Raw genomic sequence first — 15,109 nt, 5'->3', positions numbered from 1 at the left:
GCCTCGGAAAAGGGGAGCGTGATGCACGCCTATCGTAGCCATACTTGTGCGCAACTCAACAAGGATCATGTCGGCCAGAATGTCCGGCTGGCCGGATGGGTGCATCGGGTGCGCGATCATGGTGGCGTGCTGTTCATCGACCTGCGCGACCATTACGGCGTGACGCAGGTGCTGGCCGACAGCGACAGCCCGGCCTTCGCGGAGATCGAAAAGCTGCGCGCCGAATGGGTGATCTCGCTCGATGGCGTGGTCAAGGCGCGCGACGCCAGCCTCGTGAACCCGAAACTCGCCACCGGCGAGATCGAGGTCTATGTGAAATCCGTCCGCGTGCTGGGCGCGGTGGAGGGTGACCTGCCGCTGCCGGTGTTCGGGGAAACCGACTACCCCGAGGAAACCCGCCTCACCTACCGCTTCCTCGACCTGCGCCGCGAAAAGCTGCATGGCAACATGATGCTGCGCTCGAACGTGGTGCGCTCGATCCGCAACCGGATGTGGGATCAGGGCTTCAACGAGTTTCAGACGCCGATCATCACCGCCTCCAGCCCCGAGGGCGCGCGCGACTTCCTCGTGCCGTCGCGGCTGCATCCGGGCAAGTTCTACGCCCTGCCGCAGGCGCCGCAGCAGTTCAAGCAGTTGATCATGGTGGCCGGTTTCGACCGCTACTTCCAGATCGCGCCCTGCTTCCGCGACGAAGACCCGCGCGCCGACCGCAGCCCGACCGACTTCTATCAGCTTGATATCGAAATGTCTTTCGTCGAGCAGGAAGACATTTTCGCCGCCGTGCAGCCGGTCATTCAGGGCCTGTTCGAGGAGTTCCGCCCCGATCGCAAGGTGCCGGCCGACTGGCCGCGCATCGCCTATCGCGACAGCATGTTGTGGTATGGCAGCGACAAGCCCGACCTGCGCAACCCGATCAAGATGCAGGTGGTTTCCGACCATTTCAAAGGCTCTGGCTTTGCGGTTTTCGCCAAGCTGCTGGAGAATGAGGGCACCGAGATCCGCGCGATTCCGGCCCCCACCGGCGGCAGCCGCAAGTTCTGCGACCGGATGAATGCCTATGCCCAGAAAGAGGGCCTGCCGGGGATGGGCTATATCTTCTGGCGCGACGGTGAGAATGGCGCGATGGAGGCCGCCGGCCCCTTGGCGAAAAATATCGGGCCGGAGCGGACCGAGGCCATCCGTCAGCAACTGGGGCTCGGCCTCGGCGATGCGGCGTTCTTCCTTGGCGGCAAGCCCGAACAGTTCGAGGGTTTCGCCGGCCGTGCCCGCAACGAGATCGGGCGCGAGCTGAACCTTGCCGAAACCGATACCTTCCGTTTCGCCTGGATCGTCGATTTCCCGATGTATGAGAAAACCGACGACGGCAAGATCGACTTCAGCCACAACCCCTTCTCCATGCCGCAAGGCGGGATGGAGGCGCTGAATGGCGATCCGCTGACGGTGCATGCCTATCAATACGACCTGGCCTGCAACGGCTATGAGCTGATCTCGGGCGGTATCCGCAATCACAAGCCGGAAATCATGTATCGCGCCTTTGAACTGGCCGGCTACCCGAATTCCGAGGTGGACAAGCGCTTTGGCGGCATGGTCAAGGCGTTCAAATATGGCGCCCCGCCCCACGGCGGTTGTGCCATGGGGATCGACCGCGCGGTGATGCTGCTGGCCGATGAGATGAACATCCGCGAGGTCATCATGTTCCCGATGAACCAGCGGGCCGAGGATCTGCTGATGAACGCGCCCTCGGAGCCCACCAACGAACAACTGCGCGAGCTGCGCCTGCGCGTGGTGCCCAAGGACGCCTGACCGTCCGACCGCGCCGCGACCAAGGCCCGCTCCGCCCGACGGCAGAGCGGGCTTTTTCTTTGAGGATCAACAGGATGTCACAAGAAATCTATGCGGCCTCGGTGCCGGTCCTGGATCACTATCTGGCACGGCTGGCCGGGATGGTCGATCGCACGGCAGGGCGCGAGCAGATGCTGGCGGCGCGGCTGGTGCCCGATATGTTCAGCGCGGCGCAGCAGGTGGCGACGGCGGCGGGTTTTGCCCTGCGCATCGCCTGCCCGCTGGCCGGGCGCGCGGTGCCACCCGCGCAGGATCACGGACTGGACCGGATCGGCCTTGGTCGCCGCATCGTGGACGCGCGGCAGGGGCTGGCGGCGCTGCGCCCCGAAGATTTCGCCGGCGCGGCTGAGCGCCGCATCCGCCACCGCGCGGGCTTTGCCGAACTGGATCAGACGGGCGCCGAATTCCTGCACCTGTTCGGGATGCCGAACTTCCTGTTCCATGTCAGCATGGCCTTTGCCGTATTGCGCCAGCAGGGGCTGGAGATCGGCAAGGCCGATTTCGACGGGCTGCACGATTACCCGCATGGCTTCCGGTTCTAGGTGACGGAAATCCGCCGGTCACGCGCGAGGGGGGCTTTCGCTCGCGCGGGGGGCGCCTATGTTGAGGGCGTCAGCTGTCGCCGGAACGTGCCATTGCCATGATCGACCCCGCCGAGATCGCCGCCTTTCGCTTTGGCACCGGCCTGCCGCTGGGGCAGGGGGCGCCGCGCAACCCGCGCGCCATGCTGGCCCTGCTGGCCGGGCTGGATGCCGGGTTGGCGCTCTGGCCCGCGCCACCGCCGCAAGAGGTGCTGGACCTGCATGCCCGCTGCGCCGCCGGGCGCCGCTTAGCCCGGGGCACGCCGCCCCGATCGGCGGAACGCAAGGCGTTCGTCCTGCTGGTGAAAGAGGTTCTCGCCCAGCAGACCCTGTTCCTGAAGCTGCAAATCGCCCGCGCCATCGACAGCCCGGACGGGTTTCGCGAAAGGCTGGTGCGGTTCTGGGGCGACCATTTCACCACGCTCGCCAGGCTGCGCGACCATCGCGGCCTGACCGCCAGCCGCTTTGACCACGCGATCCGCCCGCATGTCGGGGGCCGCTTCATCGACCTGTTGCAGGCGGCGGAGCTGCACCCCTCGATGCTGCTCGCGCTGGATCAGATGGCCTCGGTCGGGCCGAATTCCCGCATCGGGCAGCGCAAGGGATTGGGGCTGAACGAAAACCTCGCGCGCGAGATGATGGAGCTGCATACGCTGGGCGTCGGCACCGGCTATAGTCAGGATGACGTGCGCCAACTCGCTGAATTGCTGACCGGCCTGGGCGTGCGCGAGGGCGAGGGGCTGGCCTTCACCCCGGGCCGGGTGGAACCGGGCGCCGAGATCGTGCTGGGTCAGAGCTATGCCGGCGAGGGTCTGGCGCCGATCCTTCAGGTGATGGCCGATCTGGCCCGCCGCCCCGAAACCGCCCGGCATCTGGCGCGCAAGCTGGCGGTGCATTTCCTGTCCGACACGCCCGATGAAGGGTTGGTGGACCGGATGGCCACAGCCTATCTTGATGCCGATACCGCGATGCGCCCCATGCTGCGCGTCCTGCTGACAGACCCGTCCGCACTGCGCCCGCCGCTGCGCAAGGCGCGGCAACCTTTTGATTTTCTTGTCGCCTCGCTGCGTGCGCTTGGCGTCACCGGGGCCGAGGTGATGGCGCTTGGCCCCAAGCCGTTTCGCCGGATGATCCGCGAACCGCTGGCGGTGATGGGGCAGGATTGGGACGCGCCGCGCGGTCCCGATGGCTGGCCCGAAAACGCCGAAAGCTGGATCACGCCGCAGGGCCTTGCGGCGCGGATCGGCTGGGCAATGGATGTGCCGGGGCGGCTGCGGCGCGAAACCGGCCTGCCGCCGGCAGAACAGGTGCTGGCGCAGGGCCTCGGCACGCTGACCGCGACGCAGGGCGGCGACGGGCTGCCGCTGCCCGCCCTGATCCGGCGCGCCGAAACCCCGCGCGAGGCGGTCGGCATCGTGCTGGCCTCGCCCGTCTTCAATCGCAGATAGGGGGCATCATGGCCGATCTGACCCGAAGGCTGTTTCTCCGGGGCGCCGCTGCGGGCGTGCTGGGCTGTTCCGCCGCGGCGCATCCCTGGCTGACGACGGTGACGCTGGCGCAGGGGGCGCCGGGCTTTGGCGATCACCGGCTGGTCGTGGTGATCCTGCGTGGCGCGATGGACGGGATGGACGCGCTGCGCCCGGTGGGCGACCCGCTTTTTGCGGCGCTGCGCCCCAATCTGGCGCAATCGGGCGGGCCGGGCCTGCCGCTGGACGGGTTCTTTGAGCTGCATCCGCGTCTGGCGGGCCTCGCGCCCCTGTGGACGGCGGAGGAACTGGCCTTCGTGCATGCCACCTCGACTCCTTATCGCAACAAGCGCAGCCATTTCGACGGGCAGGACATTCTGGAGGCCGGGACCGGCCTTGACGTGCCGCAGACCGAGGTGCGCGACGGCTGGCTGAACCGCATGTTGCAGGTGGTGCCGGGGATGCAGGCCGAAACCGCCTATGCCATCGGGCGCGAGGCGCTGCCGCTGCTGGCCGGCGGCGCGCCGGTGCGCAGCTGGGTGCCGGAACAGCGCCTCGCGCTCAGCCCGCAGGCGCGGCTTTTGCTGGAACAGGTCTATCACGACGATGACCTGTTCCGCGAAGCGGCGACCGAGGCGATGGATCTGGCCGACGAGATGCAGATGGAGGATCTGGCCAAGGCGCTGATGCAGGCCGAGGAAACCGATATGGCCGCGCCCGTGACGGGCATGATGACCGCGCCCGCGCCGGGCCGTCGCCTGGCCGATCTGGATCGGCTGGCCGGTTTCGCGGCCGACCGGCTGCGCGGCGAAAGCCGGATCGCGGCCTTTTCCATCTCGGGCTGGGATACGCATCGCAAACAGGCGGCCGCGCTGGCGCCGAGCCTGTCGGGGCTCGAACATCTCTTGCTGAAGCTGCGCGCCGATCTGGGCACGGTCTGGGATCGGACGGCGGTGCTGTGCATGACCGAATTCGGCCGCACCGCCGCCGAGAACGGCTCGCAGGGCACCGATCACGGCACTGGCGGCGCCATGGTGATGGCGGGCGGCGCCCTGCGCGGCGGGCGGGTGCTGGGCAACTGGCCGGGGCTGGAGGAGGCGGCGCTGTTCGACCGGCGCGACCTGATGCCCACCTCGGATGTGCGGGCCTGGGCGGCCTGGGTGATGCGAGCCATGTTCGGGCTGGATCGCGCGGTGCTGGAAAGCGCGGTCTTTCCCGGCTTGCAGATGGGGGATGATCCGCGGCTTCTGCGCTAGATATTGCGCTTTGTTTCCCGCCTGATAACCTGCCCGGCAAGGGTTTCGGTGGGGGGCAGGGTGAACAGGATCGGGCCGCGCGTGAACGGGTTTGTGGTGCCGCCGCATCCGGCGGGCATCGCGCTGGAGGGCCGCTGGGCGCGGCTGGAACCGCTGGAGGCCGAGGCCCATGCCGGCGATCTGTATCGCGCCTTTTCCAGCGACGATTCGCTGTGGGATTATCTGGGCTATGGCCCCTTTCCCGGCGCGGCGGCCTATCATCGCTGGGTCAAGGATCACGAGGCGCGGCTGGATCCGGTGTTCTTTGCGATCCGCGATCTGGAAACCGGGCATGCCTGTGGCGTGGCCTCGTTCCTGCGCATCGACGCGGCGCAGGGCGTGATCGAGGTGGGCCATATCTGCCTCGCGCCGGAACTGCAAAAGACCCGGGCCGCGACCGAGGCGATGTATCTGATGATGCAATGGGCCTTTGCGGCGGGCTATCGGCGCTATGAATGGAAGTGCAACGCGCTGAACCAGCCATCGCGCCGGGCGGCGCGGCGGCTGGGCTTTGCCTATGAGGGCACCTTCCGTCAGCACATGATCGTCAAGGGCCATAACCGCGATACCGCGTGGTTTTCGGTGATCGACAGCGAATGGCCGGGCCTGGACGAGGCATTTCGCGCCTGGTTGGCGCCCGCGAATTTCAGCGATGGCGCGCGGCAGCGCGAAAGCCTGTCGGATCTGACGGGCCTGGCGCGCGGCGCCGATGACCCGACATTGGCGAGGGGGTGATGATGAAGACGAGCATGTTGACCCTGGCGCTGCTCTGCGGCGCGGCCCCCGCCCTGGCGCAGGGCGACGCGGTGATGACGCAGCACTATCGCTGTGATCGCGGCGCGCAGGTCGAGGCGACTTATGTCAATATCGGCGGGCGCAGCCTGGCGGTTCTGGGGTTCGAGGGGCGGCAGCTTGCCCTTGAAATCGCGCGCAGCGCCTCGGGCGCGCGCTATGCCAGCCTTGACCCCGCCCAGCCCTTTGTCTGGTGGACAAAGGGCGATGCGGCGATGCTGCTTTATGGCGCAGGCGATGCAGAGGCTACGATCTATGCCGATTGCGCGGCGGCGGGCTGACCCGTCTCGGGCGGCGGCGGGGCGATCAGATCACCCAGCGGCACCGCGAGCCGATCGGCCAGAATGCGGCGCAGCGCCTCTTGCCCGGTCACCCCGCTCAGCCGTGCGGCATGGGCGATGCGCGCCATTTCCCCATCCTGCGACATGCGCGCGACGCCTTCGACAAAGCCGGCGATGAAGGTGGTGCGCCGGTCGTCGCGGGCGCAGGACAGCAAGGCGGCGGCATGCAGCAGATCGTCATGCAGCGCCAGCGGATCGGGACGCGCGGGTGCCCCATCCTCGGCCGGCAGAGGCAGGGGCAGCGCGGTGCTGCCGGTTACAGCCAGCAGGATCTGGCGTTGAAACGCCGCCAGCGGGCCGATGGGTTTGGCCAGAAAGGCCGTCGCGCCGCTGGCGAGTGCCGCCTGCGCCAGATCGGGGTCGCCCGACATGGCCAGAACGGCGGGCCGGTCGCGCCGGGCGGCCAGATCGCGGATCAACAGCGTGCCATCGCCATCGGGCAGTCCGATATCGACCAGAACCGCATCGGGGCGGTAGCAGCGCAGATGCGAGCGCGCTACCTCCAGCGATTCGGCGCGCCGCAGCCGCGCGCCGGAGCGTTGGCACATCAGGCGCAGCATGTCGGAGGCGCTGCGGCTATCTTCCACCGCAAGGAGGGTCATGCCCTGCAAGGGGGCGCCCTGACTGTCAGAGGCGGGGGCTTGCGGCAGGTGGAGCGGGCTGTCGGGGCCGGGCATCGGAACCTCCTGTTCGGGCTGCTGTCCCCAGCCAAGCACAAAGCCCCTAACGAATGGTAAAGCCCGGCCAACACCGCTTGCGCCGCCCCCGCCCGCACCGCATAAGCGACAGGCGCGCCGGGCCATGGCCCGTCCGGCGGCGCGGATGATCCCGATTGGCAAAGAGGAGAGCAGGATGATCGGACGGTTGAACCATGTCGCCATCGCGGTGCCCGATCTGGAGGCGGCGTCGGCGCAGTATCGTGACACGCTCGGCGCTACCGTGCGCGCGCCGCAGGATGAACCGGATCACGGGGTGACGGTCGTCTTCATCGAACTGCCGAATACCAAGATCGAACTGCTTTATCCGCTGGGCGAAAATTCCCCCATCGCGGGCTTTCTGGAAAAGAACCCGGCCGGCGGCATCCATCACATCTGCTATGAGGTCGAGGATATCCTGGCCGCGCGGGACCGGCTGAAGGCCGCGGGCGCGCGGGTGCTGGGCTCGGGCGAGCCGAAGATCGGCGCGCATGGCAAGCCGGTGCTGTTCCTGCACCCCAAGGATTTCAACGGCTGTCTTGTCGAACTGGAACAGGTCTGACCCATGTCCATCACCGCCGCGCTGATCGTCTTTGCCGTGACCTGGTTCATGGTGTTCTTCATGGTCCTGCCCATCCGTTTCGTCAGCCAGGACGAGGCGGGCGAGGTGGTGCCGGGTACGCCGAAATCGGCCCCGGCCAGCGGCGGCGTGAAGAAGAAGGCGCTGATCACGACGGCGGTGACGGTCGTGGTCTGGGCGGGGCTGGTCTGGTTCATCACCAGCGGCATCGTCACGGTGCGCGATCTGGATTTCCGCGGCACGCTGGGTCCGGCTGGCCAGGGCGAATGACACCTGCGGCAGCGACCGTCCCGGCCCTCGGGGGCATCGAGCCCCCGCGTGCCGGCTGCGCCTGACGGCTCAGCGCGCCGGAGCCCCGGCGGCGTTCAGCCGGTGGAACAGATGGGTGAAGGTGGCAACGCCCAGCACCGGGATCAGCAGGTTCACCAGCGGCACCGAAAGCGGCGCCGCCATCAGCGTGCCGGCCAGCCAGATCTGGCCGGCATGGCGCGCGCGCAGCGCCTTGGCCCCTTCGCGCCCAAGGCGGCGCATCGCGACCAGCGTGAAATATTCGCGCCCCAGCAGAAACCCGTTCACCGCCCAGAACACCACCGGAATGAACGGCCCGGCAAAGGCGTAGAGCAGCAGCGCCAGCGCATTGGCCATCACCAGCAGCCCAAAGAAATTCAGCGCGTCGATCAGGCTGTCGGACAGGCGCAAAGGCGTGACGGCGGGCAGGGCGGGGTAATGCAGATCCTCGACCGCATCCACCACATCCTCCAGGAACAGGCCGGAAAACAGCGCCGCCACCGGGATCATCAGAAAGATCGACAAGCCGATCATCAGAAAGAACGACCCGACGGAGAGCAGCGTATCGAGCCCGCCCACCGGGCCGATGCCGGGAATTTCGACCGTGGCGGGGGCCAGCCATTCGATCAGCCCCAGCATCCCGGCATAGACCCCGACCAGCAGCGCCAGCGACAGCGCGAGGCCAAGCCCCACCACGCGCAGGAAACGCGGGTCGCCCAGCTGACCCAGGGCGCGGGAAAAATCGGTGAAGATCATGTGCCTACTCCGTCATCCACCGGGTCAGCGCGGCGGGGTCGGGGCGCGGCCGGTCGGGCACGGGTGCTGCGGGCGCGGTCCCGATATGGACGATGCCCGCCACGCTTTCCTGCGGCGCGAGGCCAAAGGCCGGCTCGGCAAAACCGCGGTCATGGCTGACCCAGCCGGTCAGCCAGCAGGCGCCCCAGCCCGCCGCCAGCGCGGCATTCACGAGGCTGAGGCAGACGCAGGCCGCCGAGGCGGTCTGTTCGCTGAGCGGCACCTTGGGGTGATCCTTGGGCGAGGCGATGACCACCACCGCGAGATGCCCCTGATCGAACTGCCCGCGCCCCTTGGCGATCTTTTCCGCGTCGCCGCCCAGTTCGGTCGCGCGGGCCTCTGCCAGATCGGCAAGCCGGGCCAGCGCGCCGCCAGTCACCACCAGCAGACGCCAGGGCTCGATCTTGCCATGGTCCGGCACGCGCAGCGCGGCAGACAGGAGCGGCTGCAACTGATCGGCGGTCGGCACGGGCAGGGTCAGCACCTTGGCGGGAACAGAGCGGCGCCGTTGCAGAAAGTCGAGCGCGGCGGGATTGGGGTCGGGCATGTCAGGTTCCTGTAGATTTGCCGCCAAGATAGGCGTGCGCTTCGGCGGGGGGAAGCCACCGGGCCGAAAAAGCCATGGGGCGGGGCTTTTCGCCTGGGCGCTAAGCCGCTATCACTCTGCCCGAGATTTCCGCCCCCGGTTTCCGACAGAGAGTGACCCGAATGCCCCCGATCGCACGCCGCAGCCTGATCCTGGCCATGCTGGGCCTTGGCCTGACCGCCTGCGGCAGCCGCCGCCGCGCCGCCCCCGAGGCCCCCGCCATGCAGGGCGGCCCGGATGAGGTGAACCGGCTGATCCGGCATTATGCGCGTGAATATGACGTGCCGGAATCGCTGGTGCATCGGGTGGTGAAACGTGAGAGCAACTATAACCCGGCCGCGCGCAACGGGCCCTATTTCGGGCTGATGCAGATCCTGCCGCAGACTGCGCGCACCATGGGCCATCGTGGCGCGCCGGCGGAACTGCTGGATGCCGAGACCAACCTGAAATACGGGGTCAAGTATCTGCGGGGTGCCTGGCTGGTGGCGCGCGGCAATCAGGATCGCGCGGTCGGCTGGTATTCGCGCGGCTATTACTATGAGGCCAAGCGCATGGGCCTGCTGGAAAAGACCGGCCTGCGGGGCTGAGCGCGTGGCGCGCCCCTCCGGACCCGATCTGCGGGCGCTGGCGGTGCCGGGCGCCGAATTTGCCCTGCGCGTCACCCCGCGTGCCAGCCGCAACGCGCTGAGCGAACAGGATGGCCAGTTGCGGGCGCAGGTGACGGCGGTGCCCGAGGATGGCCGCGCCAATCGCGCCGTGCAGGAATTGCTGGCCGAGGCCCTGGGCGTGGCCAAGGGGCGGCTCACGCTTTTGCGCGGCGCGACGGCGCGGGACAAGCTGTTTCGGCTGGATTGAGCGCCTTGCCGCCGCGCGGGTGATTACTGGCGCTTGTATCTGCGGCGCGGGCGGCTAGAATATGGCGTCTCCCGCCGGGCAAGCCCCGGGCCTGGGTCTTCCGAACCGGAGTGAAGCATGTCCTGGACCGACGAGCGCGTCGAGACGCTCAAGAAAATGTGGGCTGAAGGCCAGAGCGCCAGCCAGATCGCCAAGGAACTGGGCGGGGTGACGCGCAATGCCGTCATCGGCAAGGTGCATCGTCTGGGCCTGTCGAACCGCGTCGGCGGCCCCGGCGGCAAGGAGGAGGACGAAGCCGTGGCCGAGGCCCCGGTGGCGCCCAAGCCCGAGCCCGCCGCCAAGCCCGAACCCGTGGCCGCGCAGCCCGCGCCGCGCCCGGCCGAGCCGCGCCCCGCGCCGGAACGCCCGGCTGCCCCCGCCGCCGCCCCTGCGGCGACCGGCAATAACGTGACGCCGATTCCGCTGCGCAAGCCCATCGTGCCGGCGGGGCAACCGCTGCCGCCGCAGCCCTCGATCAACGAGATCAGCCCCGAGACGCTCGCCTCGGCGCGTGAGGTGGAAAAACGCTCGCGCCGGCTGACGTTGATGGAACTGACCGAGCGCACCTGCAAATGGCCGGTGGGCGACCCCGCGACCGAGGATTTCTGGTTCTGTGGCCTGCCCTCGCAACCGGGCAAACCCTATTGCGAGGCCCATGTCGGCGTGGCCTTCCAGCCGATGAGCGCGCGCCGCGACCGCCGGCGCTGAACCGCCGCGCAGGCACTTTGTGTTGACCCGGCCCGCCGCAGCCCGGCGGGCCTCTGCGTTCAGAAAGACCCCGCATGTCCGCCCCCCAGACCGCCCCGACCGAAACCGACGATGCCGCGCGGCTGGCCGAAATCGCCGCCGCGCAGCCGCCCTTTGCCCGGCTGATGGGCCTGCGCGTGCTGCGCGCGACGCGCGACGGGGTGGAGGCGGAACTGCCGGTGACCGAGGCGCTGACCAACCGCAACGGTCAATTGCACGGTGGCGCGGTCATGGCGCTGGCCGATAACATGGGCGGCACGGCGACCTTTCTGAACCTGCGCCCCGGCGAGGGCACGGTGACGGTCGAAAGCAAGACCAACTTCTTTCGTCCGCTGAACCCCGGCGAGATCGCCCGCGCTGTGACCGAACCCCTGCATCGCGGCCGCAAGACCCAGGTCTGGCAGACCCGTATCCTGCGCCCCGATGGCAAGCTGGCCGCGCTGGTGACGCAGACCCAGATGGTGCTGGCCCCGGACACCGAATAATTTGATCAAATCTTGCACCGCCCGACCCGGCCTGCTATCCCAGCGGGGATGCCAGGAACGGGGGACGTGATGCAGATTGACCGGATCGACGCCGCGGATATTCCGGCGGCCTGTGACCTGATCGCGGCGCTGTTGCGCGAACTGGGTGGCGAAGACGGCCCGACCGGGGCGGATCTGCTGCCGCTTGCCACCCGGCTGATCGACCGACCGAACGGAAATCCGACTGTGACCGGATTTCTGGCCCGCGACGAAGGCGCGCCTGTCGGCGTGCTGATGCTGAACGCCTGCGCCGCTGTCTATGCGGGCGGCGCCTTTGGCGAGATCACCGAACTCTACGTCTGCCCCGAGCGCCGCTCGCAAGGGGTGGCCCGGCAGTTGCTGAAGGCCGCGCGGCAAGAGGCCACCCGGCGCGGCTGGACCCGGCTGGAGGTTGGCGCCCCCACCCAGCCCGACTGGGCGCGGACGCTGGCCTTTTACCGGCGTGAGGGGTTTTCCGAGACCGGGCCGCGGCTGCGCTGGCGCGTCTGATCGGGCAGGCGCAGCCGGAAGGCGGCGCCGGTCCAGCCCGGGGGCGGCTCGGTCAGCGTGATGTCGCCGCCATGTGCGCGCAAGAGCGCCGCGACGATGGCGAGGCCCATGCCGGTGCCGCCGCTTTCGCGCCGCGTGGTGAAGAACGGCTCGAACACATGCGGGCGGTTGCCTTCGGAAATGCCGGGCCCGTCATCGGCCACGATCAGCGCTGCACCCCGCGCGGTCGCCCGCGCCTCCAGCCGCAGCCGCCGGGCGCCTTGCGCCGCCGCATTGCCCAGCAGGTGATCGAGGCAGGGCGCAAGGCCGCTTTCCGCCAGCGTGAGCAGCGGGTCGTCGCCCTGAACCTCCAGCCGCAATTCGGTGTGACGCGCGGCCAGCCCGGGCAGCAGCGCCGAAAGGCGGCAGGCGCCGTGATGGCCAGGCTCGCGCGCGGCGGCCATGGCGCGCAGGCTGGCCAGCTGCGCCTGCATCTGCCGCGCCGCCGACCCGATCTGCGCCACCAGCGCACGATCCTCGGCGCCCAGATCGGCGTCCTCCAGCAATTCGCTGGCGGCGAGAAGCGCGGTGACGGGGGTCTTCAGCTCATGCGTGACATGATCGGTAAAGGCGCGGATCGTCGCCTCGCGGTTCTGCAAGGTCTGGGCCATGTCCAGCACCGACTGGCCCATGGCGCGCAATTCGCGCGTGCCGTAATGCGCGGGGGGCGGCGGATTGCCGCTGCGCCGCGTCTCGGCGGCAAAGGCGGCCAGCGCCTGAACCGGGCGCAAAAGCAGCCGCACCAGCAGCCACAACAGGCCCAGCGTCAGCACCCCGATCAGCCCGGCCAGCAGCGCCGCGCCGTTGCGAAAGCCGATCTCCGGCCCCAGATAGCGCAGCGCGATCAACCCCGCGAGCGACAGCGCCAGCGTGCCGCCAAGCGCGCCGCCCAGCACGAACCACAGGGGCGGGCGCCAGTGCCGCCTCATGCCGTGCCCATGCCCAGACCCACGCCATGCAGGCTGCGGATCGCCTCGGGCGCGCCGGCCTCGGCCAGTTTGCGGCGCAGGTTGCGCAGGTGGCTGTCCAGCGTGCGGTCGGAAACCGGGCTGCCGGCGCCCCAGATCGCATCGGTCAGGGCCGGGCGGGGGAACACCCGTTCGGGCGCGCGCATCAGCGTGGCGAGGATCGCCATCTCGGTCGCGGTCAGATCGACGGGCGCGCCCTGCACAAGGCAGGCATGGCGCCCCCGGTCCAGCGTGATCGCACCATGGCAGAGCGGTCGGTCGGCACCGGCGGCACCAGTGCTGCGCTTGAGAATGGCGCGAATCCGCGCGACCAGTTCGCGGGGCGAAAACGGCTTGGTGACGTAATCGTCGGCCCCCAGTTCCAGGCCCAGAATGCGGTCGATCTCGTCATCGCGGGCGGTCAGGAACAGGATCGGCAGGTCGGATTTCTGGCGCAGCCGGCGGCAGACCTCCAGCCCGTCCATCTCGGGCAGGCCGATATCCAGCACCACCAGATCGGGCGCCTCGCGCGCGGCATGGGTCAGCGCGGCCTGGCCATCGGCGGCGGTGATCGTGGTGAAGCCCGCGCGATGCAGGGCGATCGTAACCACCTCGCGCAGGCGCGGATCGTCATCGACCACGAGGATTTTCATCGGCCCATCCCATGTAACCCGGTGCTACCCCGATGTAGCGGGAGACACGCCAGCCGCGAAACCCCCATTCGCGCCAATCGGCGATCTGCGGCCCTTCGGTCACGCAAAGCCGCCCGAGCGGTGCGCGGGCCATTTCGGCGGCGGCCATCGGGCCAAGGCCGCAGGTATATTCCAGATCGACCATGCTGCGCGACAGGTTGACCCGTGCCACCACCGCCGCGAAATTCACAAAGCAGCAGGCGTAAAGCGTGGTCAGCCCCAGCCCTGTGCAGCGCATCAGCAGCCAGCGGTTCGACCGTCCGCGCCAGATTTGCCAGAAGGTCAGCCCGAGGCCCAGGGCCACCAGCCCCATCCAGATCGCCGCATAGGCCCGCAGATAGGTCAGGCCATACAGCGCGACATAGTGATCCAGCCGCAACAGCGCCGACAGGGTCAGCGCGATGTTCTGGCCCAGCCACAGCGCCATCAGCGGACGCAGGAAGCGCTGTTCGGCCAGAAAGGGCCGCGCCGCCAGCGCAAAAGCCCCCGCCAGCAATGCGGTCGCCAAAAGCGGATAGGCGCCGCGATGCGCATATTCCGCCGCCGACATGCCCGGCGGCAGCGCGGCCCCGCCCCAGAGGTAAACCGCATCCAGCCCGGTTTGCAGCAGCAGCGCCGCATTGAACAGGATCAGCGCGCGGCGCACGGCCTCGGCGGTAAAGCCGGTGCCGCGCAGGCGGGGCAGGGCCGGCAGTGCCCGCGGCGGCGCGGGCAACAGCAGCGGCCAGACCACCAGTGCCAGCCCGGCCCAGAACATCACGCGCCGCAGCAGCGCGCCCAGATCGACATCGGGCAGGCGCAGCGCATTCAGCCAGCCCGACAGGATCGGGTTCGCCTCGGACAAGAGCGCGATCAGGATCAGCGTTCCGCCCAGTGGCAAGGCCCATCCCCGCCACAGCGCGGCGGGGCGCGGCCATCCGCGCCGCAGGCCGCGCTGACGTATCCCGGCCATCAGCGCGCGTGGCCCGGCCAGTGGCAGGTGCCGCAACAGGCCCAGAACCCCGGCGGCCAGATCGCTCGGGCGCCGCGCCCAGACGATCGCCACCAGCAGCCCGGCCAGCAGGAACAGCACCGCCAGCGGCTGCGCATGGTCGATCACCGGCAGCGCCGCGACCGCCAGCAGCAGCGCCGGCCGCCGCCATTCTGCCCCGCGCGGCGCCACGGTCAGCGTCACCGCGAACACCGCCGCCGCATAAAGCACCAGCGACAGGCCGGGGCGCTGGCCATAGAACAGCGCATCGCCCAGCACGATCAGCACCAGCAGGCCGACAACCCGGCCCGGTCCGCGCCGGGGCAGATCGGGCGCGGGCGTTGCGGTGCCGGGGGGCGGGCTGTCCAGCCACCAGGCATCGCGGGCCAGGCAGGCGGGCAGGACGGGGGGCGGGATCATGCGGGGCAAGGCGGGCTCCTGTCATCAGAACGGTTGCCCCGGTCTGACCCATGCCTTGCGCAACCGCCCCGCATGGCCCGTGCAGAAAGCGTGCAGATGTGAAAACGCCCGCCGCCTCACGGGGGA

General features: G+C 69.1%; 19 protein-coding genes. 13 read left to right on the top strand and 6 right to left on the bottom strand.

Going from position 1 to position 15,109, the window contains the following annotated elements; translation table 11 throughout:
• Positions 1 to 21 precede the first annotated feature (21 nt).
• The 6 genes from aspS to FOA17_RS08500 all read left to right on the top strand — a co-directional run bounded on the left by aspS (position 22) and on the right by FOA17_RS08500 (position 6,257).
• Complete coding sequence (gene aspS, locus FOA17_RS08525) at positions 22 to 1,803, top strand: aspartate--tRNA ligase (RefSeq protein ID WP_149141045.1); 1,782 nt, start codon at positions 22 to 24, stop codon at positions 1,801 to 1,803.
• Positions 1,804 to 1,877: 74 nt separating this feature from the next.
• On the top strand, positions 1,878 to 2,384 hold the full coding sequence (locus FOA17_RS08520) for a DUF1993 family protein (RefSeq protein ID WP_149141044.1): 507 nt from the start codon (positions 1,878 to 1,880) through the stop codon (positions 2,382 to 2,384).
• 98 nt (positions 2,385 to 2,482) lie between these two features.
• Positions 2,483 to 3,871, top strand: a complete 1,389-nt coding sequence (locus FOA17_RS08515; protein WP_149141043.1) for a DUF1800 domain-containing protein — start codon at positions 2,483 to 2,485, stop codon at positions 3,869 to 3,871.
• Positions 3,872 to 3,879: 8 nt separating this feature from the next.
• The gene (locus FOA17_RS08510; protein ID WP_149141042.1) at positions 3,880 to 5,145 is read left to right on the top strand and encodes a DUF1501 domain-containing protein; all 1,266 of its coding nucleotides are present in this window, start codon (positions 3,880 to 3,882) and stop codon (positions 5,143 to 5,145) included.
• Positions 5,146 to 5,205: 60 nt separating this feature from the next.
• Positions 5,206 to 5,919, top strand: a complete 714-nt coding sequence (locus FOA17_RS08505) for a GNAT family N-acetyltransferase (RefSeq protein ID WP_162528206.1) — start codon at positions 5,206 to 5,208, stop codon at positions 5,917 to 5,919.
• A 2-nt stretch (positions 5,920 to 5,921) separates the two neighbouring features.
• Positions 5,922 to 6,257 (top strand): MliC family protein, encoded by a 336-nt coding sequence (locus FOA17_RS08500; protein WP_162528205.1) that lies wholly within the window; start codon positions 5,922 to 5,924, stop codon positions 6,255 to 6,257.
• Here FOA17_RS08500 and FOA17_RS08495 read toward each other — a convergent pair.
• Positions 6,230 to 6,994 (bottom strand): response regulator, encoded by a 765-nt coding sequence (locus FOA17_RS08495; protein WP_162528204.1) that lies wholly within the window; start codon positions 6,992 to 6,994, stop codon positions 6,230 to 6,232. The two genes, FOA17_RS08500 and FOA17_RS08495, sit on opposite strands and share 28 nt — an antisense overlap.
• A 175-nt stretch (positions 6,995 to 7,169) precedes the next feature.
• Here FOA17_RS08495 and mce point away from each other — a divergent pair, with 175 nt between their 5' ends.
• A complete protein-coding gene (gene mce / locus FOA17_RS08490) occupies positions 7,170 to 7,574 on the top strand; it encodes a methylmalonyl-CoA epimerase (protein WP_149141038.1) in 405 nt (134 codons plus the stop codon).
• A gap of 3 nt (positions 7,575 to 7,577) precedes the next feature.
• Positions 7,578 to 7,862, top strand: coding sequence for a DUF1467 family protein (locus tag FOA17_RS08485; protein WP_149141037.1), 285 nt, complete (start codon positions 7,578 to 7,580; stop codon positions 7,860 to 7,862).
• Positions 7,863 to 7,931: 69 nt separating this feature from the next.
• Here FOA17_RS08485 and FOA17_RS08480 read toward each other — a convergent pair whose 3' ends face one another.
• On the bottom strand, positions 7,932 to 8,633 hold the full coding sequence (locus FOA17_RS08480; protein ID WP_149141434.1) for an EI24 domain-containing protein: 702 nt from the start codon (positions 8,631 to 8,633) through the stop codon (positions 7,932 to 7,934).
• A gap of 7 nt (positions 8,634 to 8,640) precedes the next feature.
• Complete coding sequence (locus FOA17_RS08475; protein WP_149141036.1) at positions 8,641 to 9,222, bottom strand: nitroreductase family protein; 582 nt, start codon at positions 9,220 to 9,222, stop codon at positions 8,641 to 8,643.
• A 161-nt stretch (positions 9,223 to 9,383) separates the two neighbouring features.
• Between FOA17_RS08475 and FOA17_RS08470 the strand changes: the two genes are divergently transcribed.
• The 5 genes from FOA17_RS08470 (at position 9,384) to FOA17_RS08450 (ending at position 11,915) form a co-directional block, all read left to right on the top strand.
• The gene (locus FOA17_RS08470) at positions 9,384 to 9,848 is read left to right on the top strand and encodes a transglycosylase SLT domain-containing protein (protein ID WP_149141035.1); all 465 of its coding nucleotides are present in this window, start codon (positions 9,384 to 9,386) and stop codon (positions 9,846 to 9,848) included.
• A gap of 4 nt (positions 9,849 to 9,852) precedes the next feature.
• Entirely contained in the window at positions 9,853 to 10,116 is a 264-nt protein-coding gene (locus FOA17_RS08465) for a DUF167 domain-containing protein (RefSeq protein WP_238991767.1), read from the top strand.
• A gap of 117 nt (positions 10,117 to 10,233) precedes the next feature.
• Entirely contained in the window at positions 10,234 to 10,863 is a 630-nt protein-coding gene (locus tag FOA17_RS08460) for a GcrA family cell cycle regulator (RefSeq protein WP_149141033.1), read from the top strand.
• A 74-nt stretch (positions 10,864 to 10,937) separates the two neighbouring features.
• The gene (locus tag FOA17_RS08455; RefSeq protein ID WP_149141032.1) at positions 10,938 to 11,387 is read left to right on the top strand and encodes a PaaI family thioesterase; all 450 of its coding nucleotides are present in this window, start codon (positions 10,938 to 10,940) and stop codon (positions 11,385 to 11,387) included.
• A 69-nt stretch (positions 11,388 to 11,456) separates the two neighbouring features.
• A complete protein-coding gene (locus FOA17_RS08450; RefSeq protein ID WP_149141433.1) occupies positions 11,457 to 11,915 on the top strand; it encodes a GNAT family N-acetyltransferase in 459 nt (152 codons plus the stop codon).
• On the opposite strand, the gene FOA17_RS08445 is transcribed toward FOA17_RS08450, so the two are convergent.
• From FOA17_RS08445 to FOA17_RS08435, 3 genes are read right to left on the bottom strand one after another with little or no spacing between them, the layout of a single operon-like run.
• Entirely contained in the window at positions 11,861 to 12,883 is a 1,023-nt protein-coding gene (locus FOA17_RS08445) for a sensor histidine kinase (RefSeq protein ID WP_149141031.1), read from the bottom strand. The genes FOA17_RS08450 and FOA17_RS08445 overlap by 55 nt on opposite strands.
• Positions 12,880 to 13,554 carry a response regulator transcription factor gene (locus FOA17_RS08440; RefSeq protein WP_149141030.1) on the bottom strand — a complete coding sequence of 225 codons (675 nt, stop codon included), beginning with the start codon at positions 13,552 to 13,554 and terminating at the stop codon, positions 12,880 to 12,882. Before FOA17_RS08440 ends, FOA17_RS08445 begins: the two co-directional genes overlap by 4 nt.
• Positions 13,532 to 14,983: a DUF4153 domain-containing protein gene (locus FOA17_RS08435; protein WP_149141029.1), complete on the bottom strand. Its 1,452-nt coding sequence runs from the start codon at positions 14,981 to 14,983 to the stop codon at positions 13,532 to 13,534. The genes FOA17_RS08440 and FOA17_RS08435 overlap by 23 nt, the downstream gene beginning before the upstream one ends.
• Positions 14,984 to 15,109 lie beyond the last annotated feature (126 nt).

Source organism: Gemmobacter caeruleus (genome assembly GCF_008271655.1).
GTDB lineage: Bacteria > Pseudomonadota > Alphaproteobacteria > Rhodobacterales > Rhodobacteraceae > Gemmobacter > Gemmobacter caeruleus.
The sequence above is the reverse complement of the archived record's forward strand: the minus strand, read 5'-3'. Positions and strand labels throughout refer to the sequence as shown.

Bases quoted from the DNA above. Each gene is read 5' to 3' on its own strand.
- aspS (WP_149141045.1), top strand. From the start codon at position 22: ATGCACGCCTATCGTAGCCATACTTGTGCGCAACTCAACAAGGATCAT.
- FOA17_RS08520 (WP_149141044.1), top strand. From the start codon at position 1,878: ATGTCACAAGAAATCTATGCGGCCTCGGTGCCGGTCCTGGATCACTAT.
- FOA17_RS08515 (WP_149141043.1), top strand. From the start codon at position 2,483: ATGATCGACCCCGCCGAGATCGCCGCCTTTCGCTTTGGCACCGGCCTG.
- FOA17_RS08510 (WP_149141042.1), top strand. From the start codon at position 3,880: ATGGCCGATCTGACCCGAAGGCTGTTTCTCCGGGGCGCCGCTGCGGGC.
- FOA17_RS08500 (WP_162528205.1), top strand. From the start codon at position 5,922: ATGAAGACGAGCATGTTGACCCTGGCGCTGCTCTGCGGCGCGGCCCCC.
- FOA17_RS08495 (WP_162528204.1), bottom strand. From the start codon at position 6,994: ATGCCCGGCCCCGACAGCCCGCTCCACCTGCCGCAAGCCCCCGCCTCT.
- mce (WP_149141038.1), top strand. From the start codon at position 7,170: ATGATCGGACGGTTGAACCATGTCGCCATCGCGGTGCCCGATCTGGAG.
- FOA17_RS08485 (WP_149141037.1), top strand. From the start codon at position 7,578: ATGTCCATCACCGCCGCGCTGATCGTCTTTGCCGTGACCTGGTTCATG.
- FOA17_RS08475 (WP_149141036.1), bottom strand. From the start codon at position 9,222: ATGCCCGACCCCAATCCCGCCGCGCTCGACTTTCTGCAACGGCGCCGC.
- FOA17_RS08470 (WP_149141035.1), top strand. From the start codon at position 9,384: ATGCCCCCGATCGCACGCCGCAGCCTGATCCTGGCCATGCTGGGCCTT.
- FOA17_RS08460 (WP_149141033.1), top strand. From the start codon at position 10,234: ATGTCCTGGACCGACGAGCGCGTCGAGACGCTCAAGAAAATGTGGGCT.
- FOA17_RS08455 (WP_149141032.1), top strand. From the start codon at position 10,938: ATGTCCGCCCCCCAGACCGCCCCGACCGAAACCGACGATGCCGCGCGG.
- FOA17_RS08450 (WP_149141433.1), top strand. From the start codon at position 11,457: ATGCAGATTGACCGGATCGACGCCGCGGATATTCCGGCGGCCTGTGAC.
- FOA17_RS08445 (WP_149141031.1), bottom strand. From the start codon at position 12,883: ATGAGGCGGCACTGGCGCCCGCCCCTGTGGTTCGTGCTGGGCGGCGCG.
- FOA17_RS08440 (WP_149141030.1), bottom strand. From the start codon at position 13,554: ATGAAAATCCTCGTGGTCGATGACGATCCGCGCCTGCGCGAGGTGGTT.
- FOA17_RS08435 (WP_149141029.1), bottom strand. From the start codon at position 14,983: ATGATCCCGCCCCCCGTCCTGCCCGCCTGCCTGGCCCGCGATGCCTGG.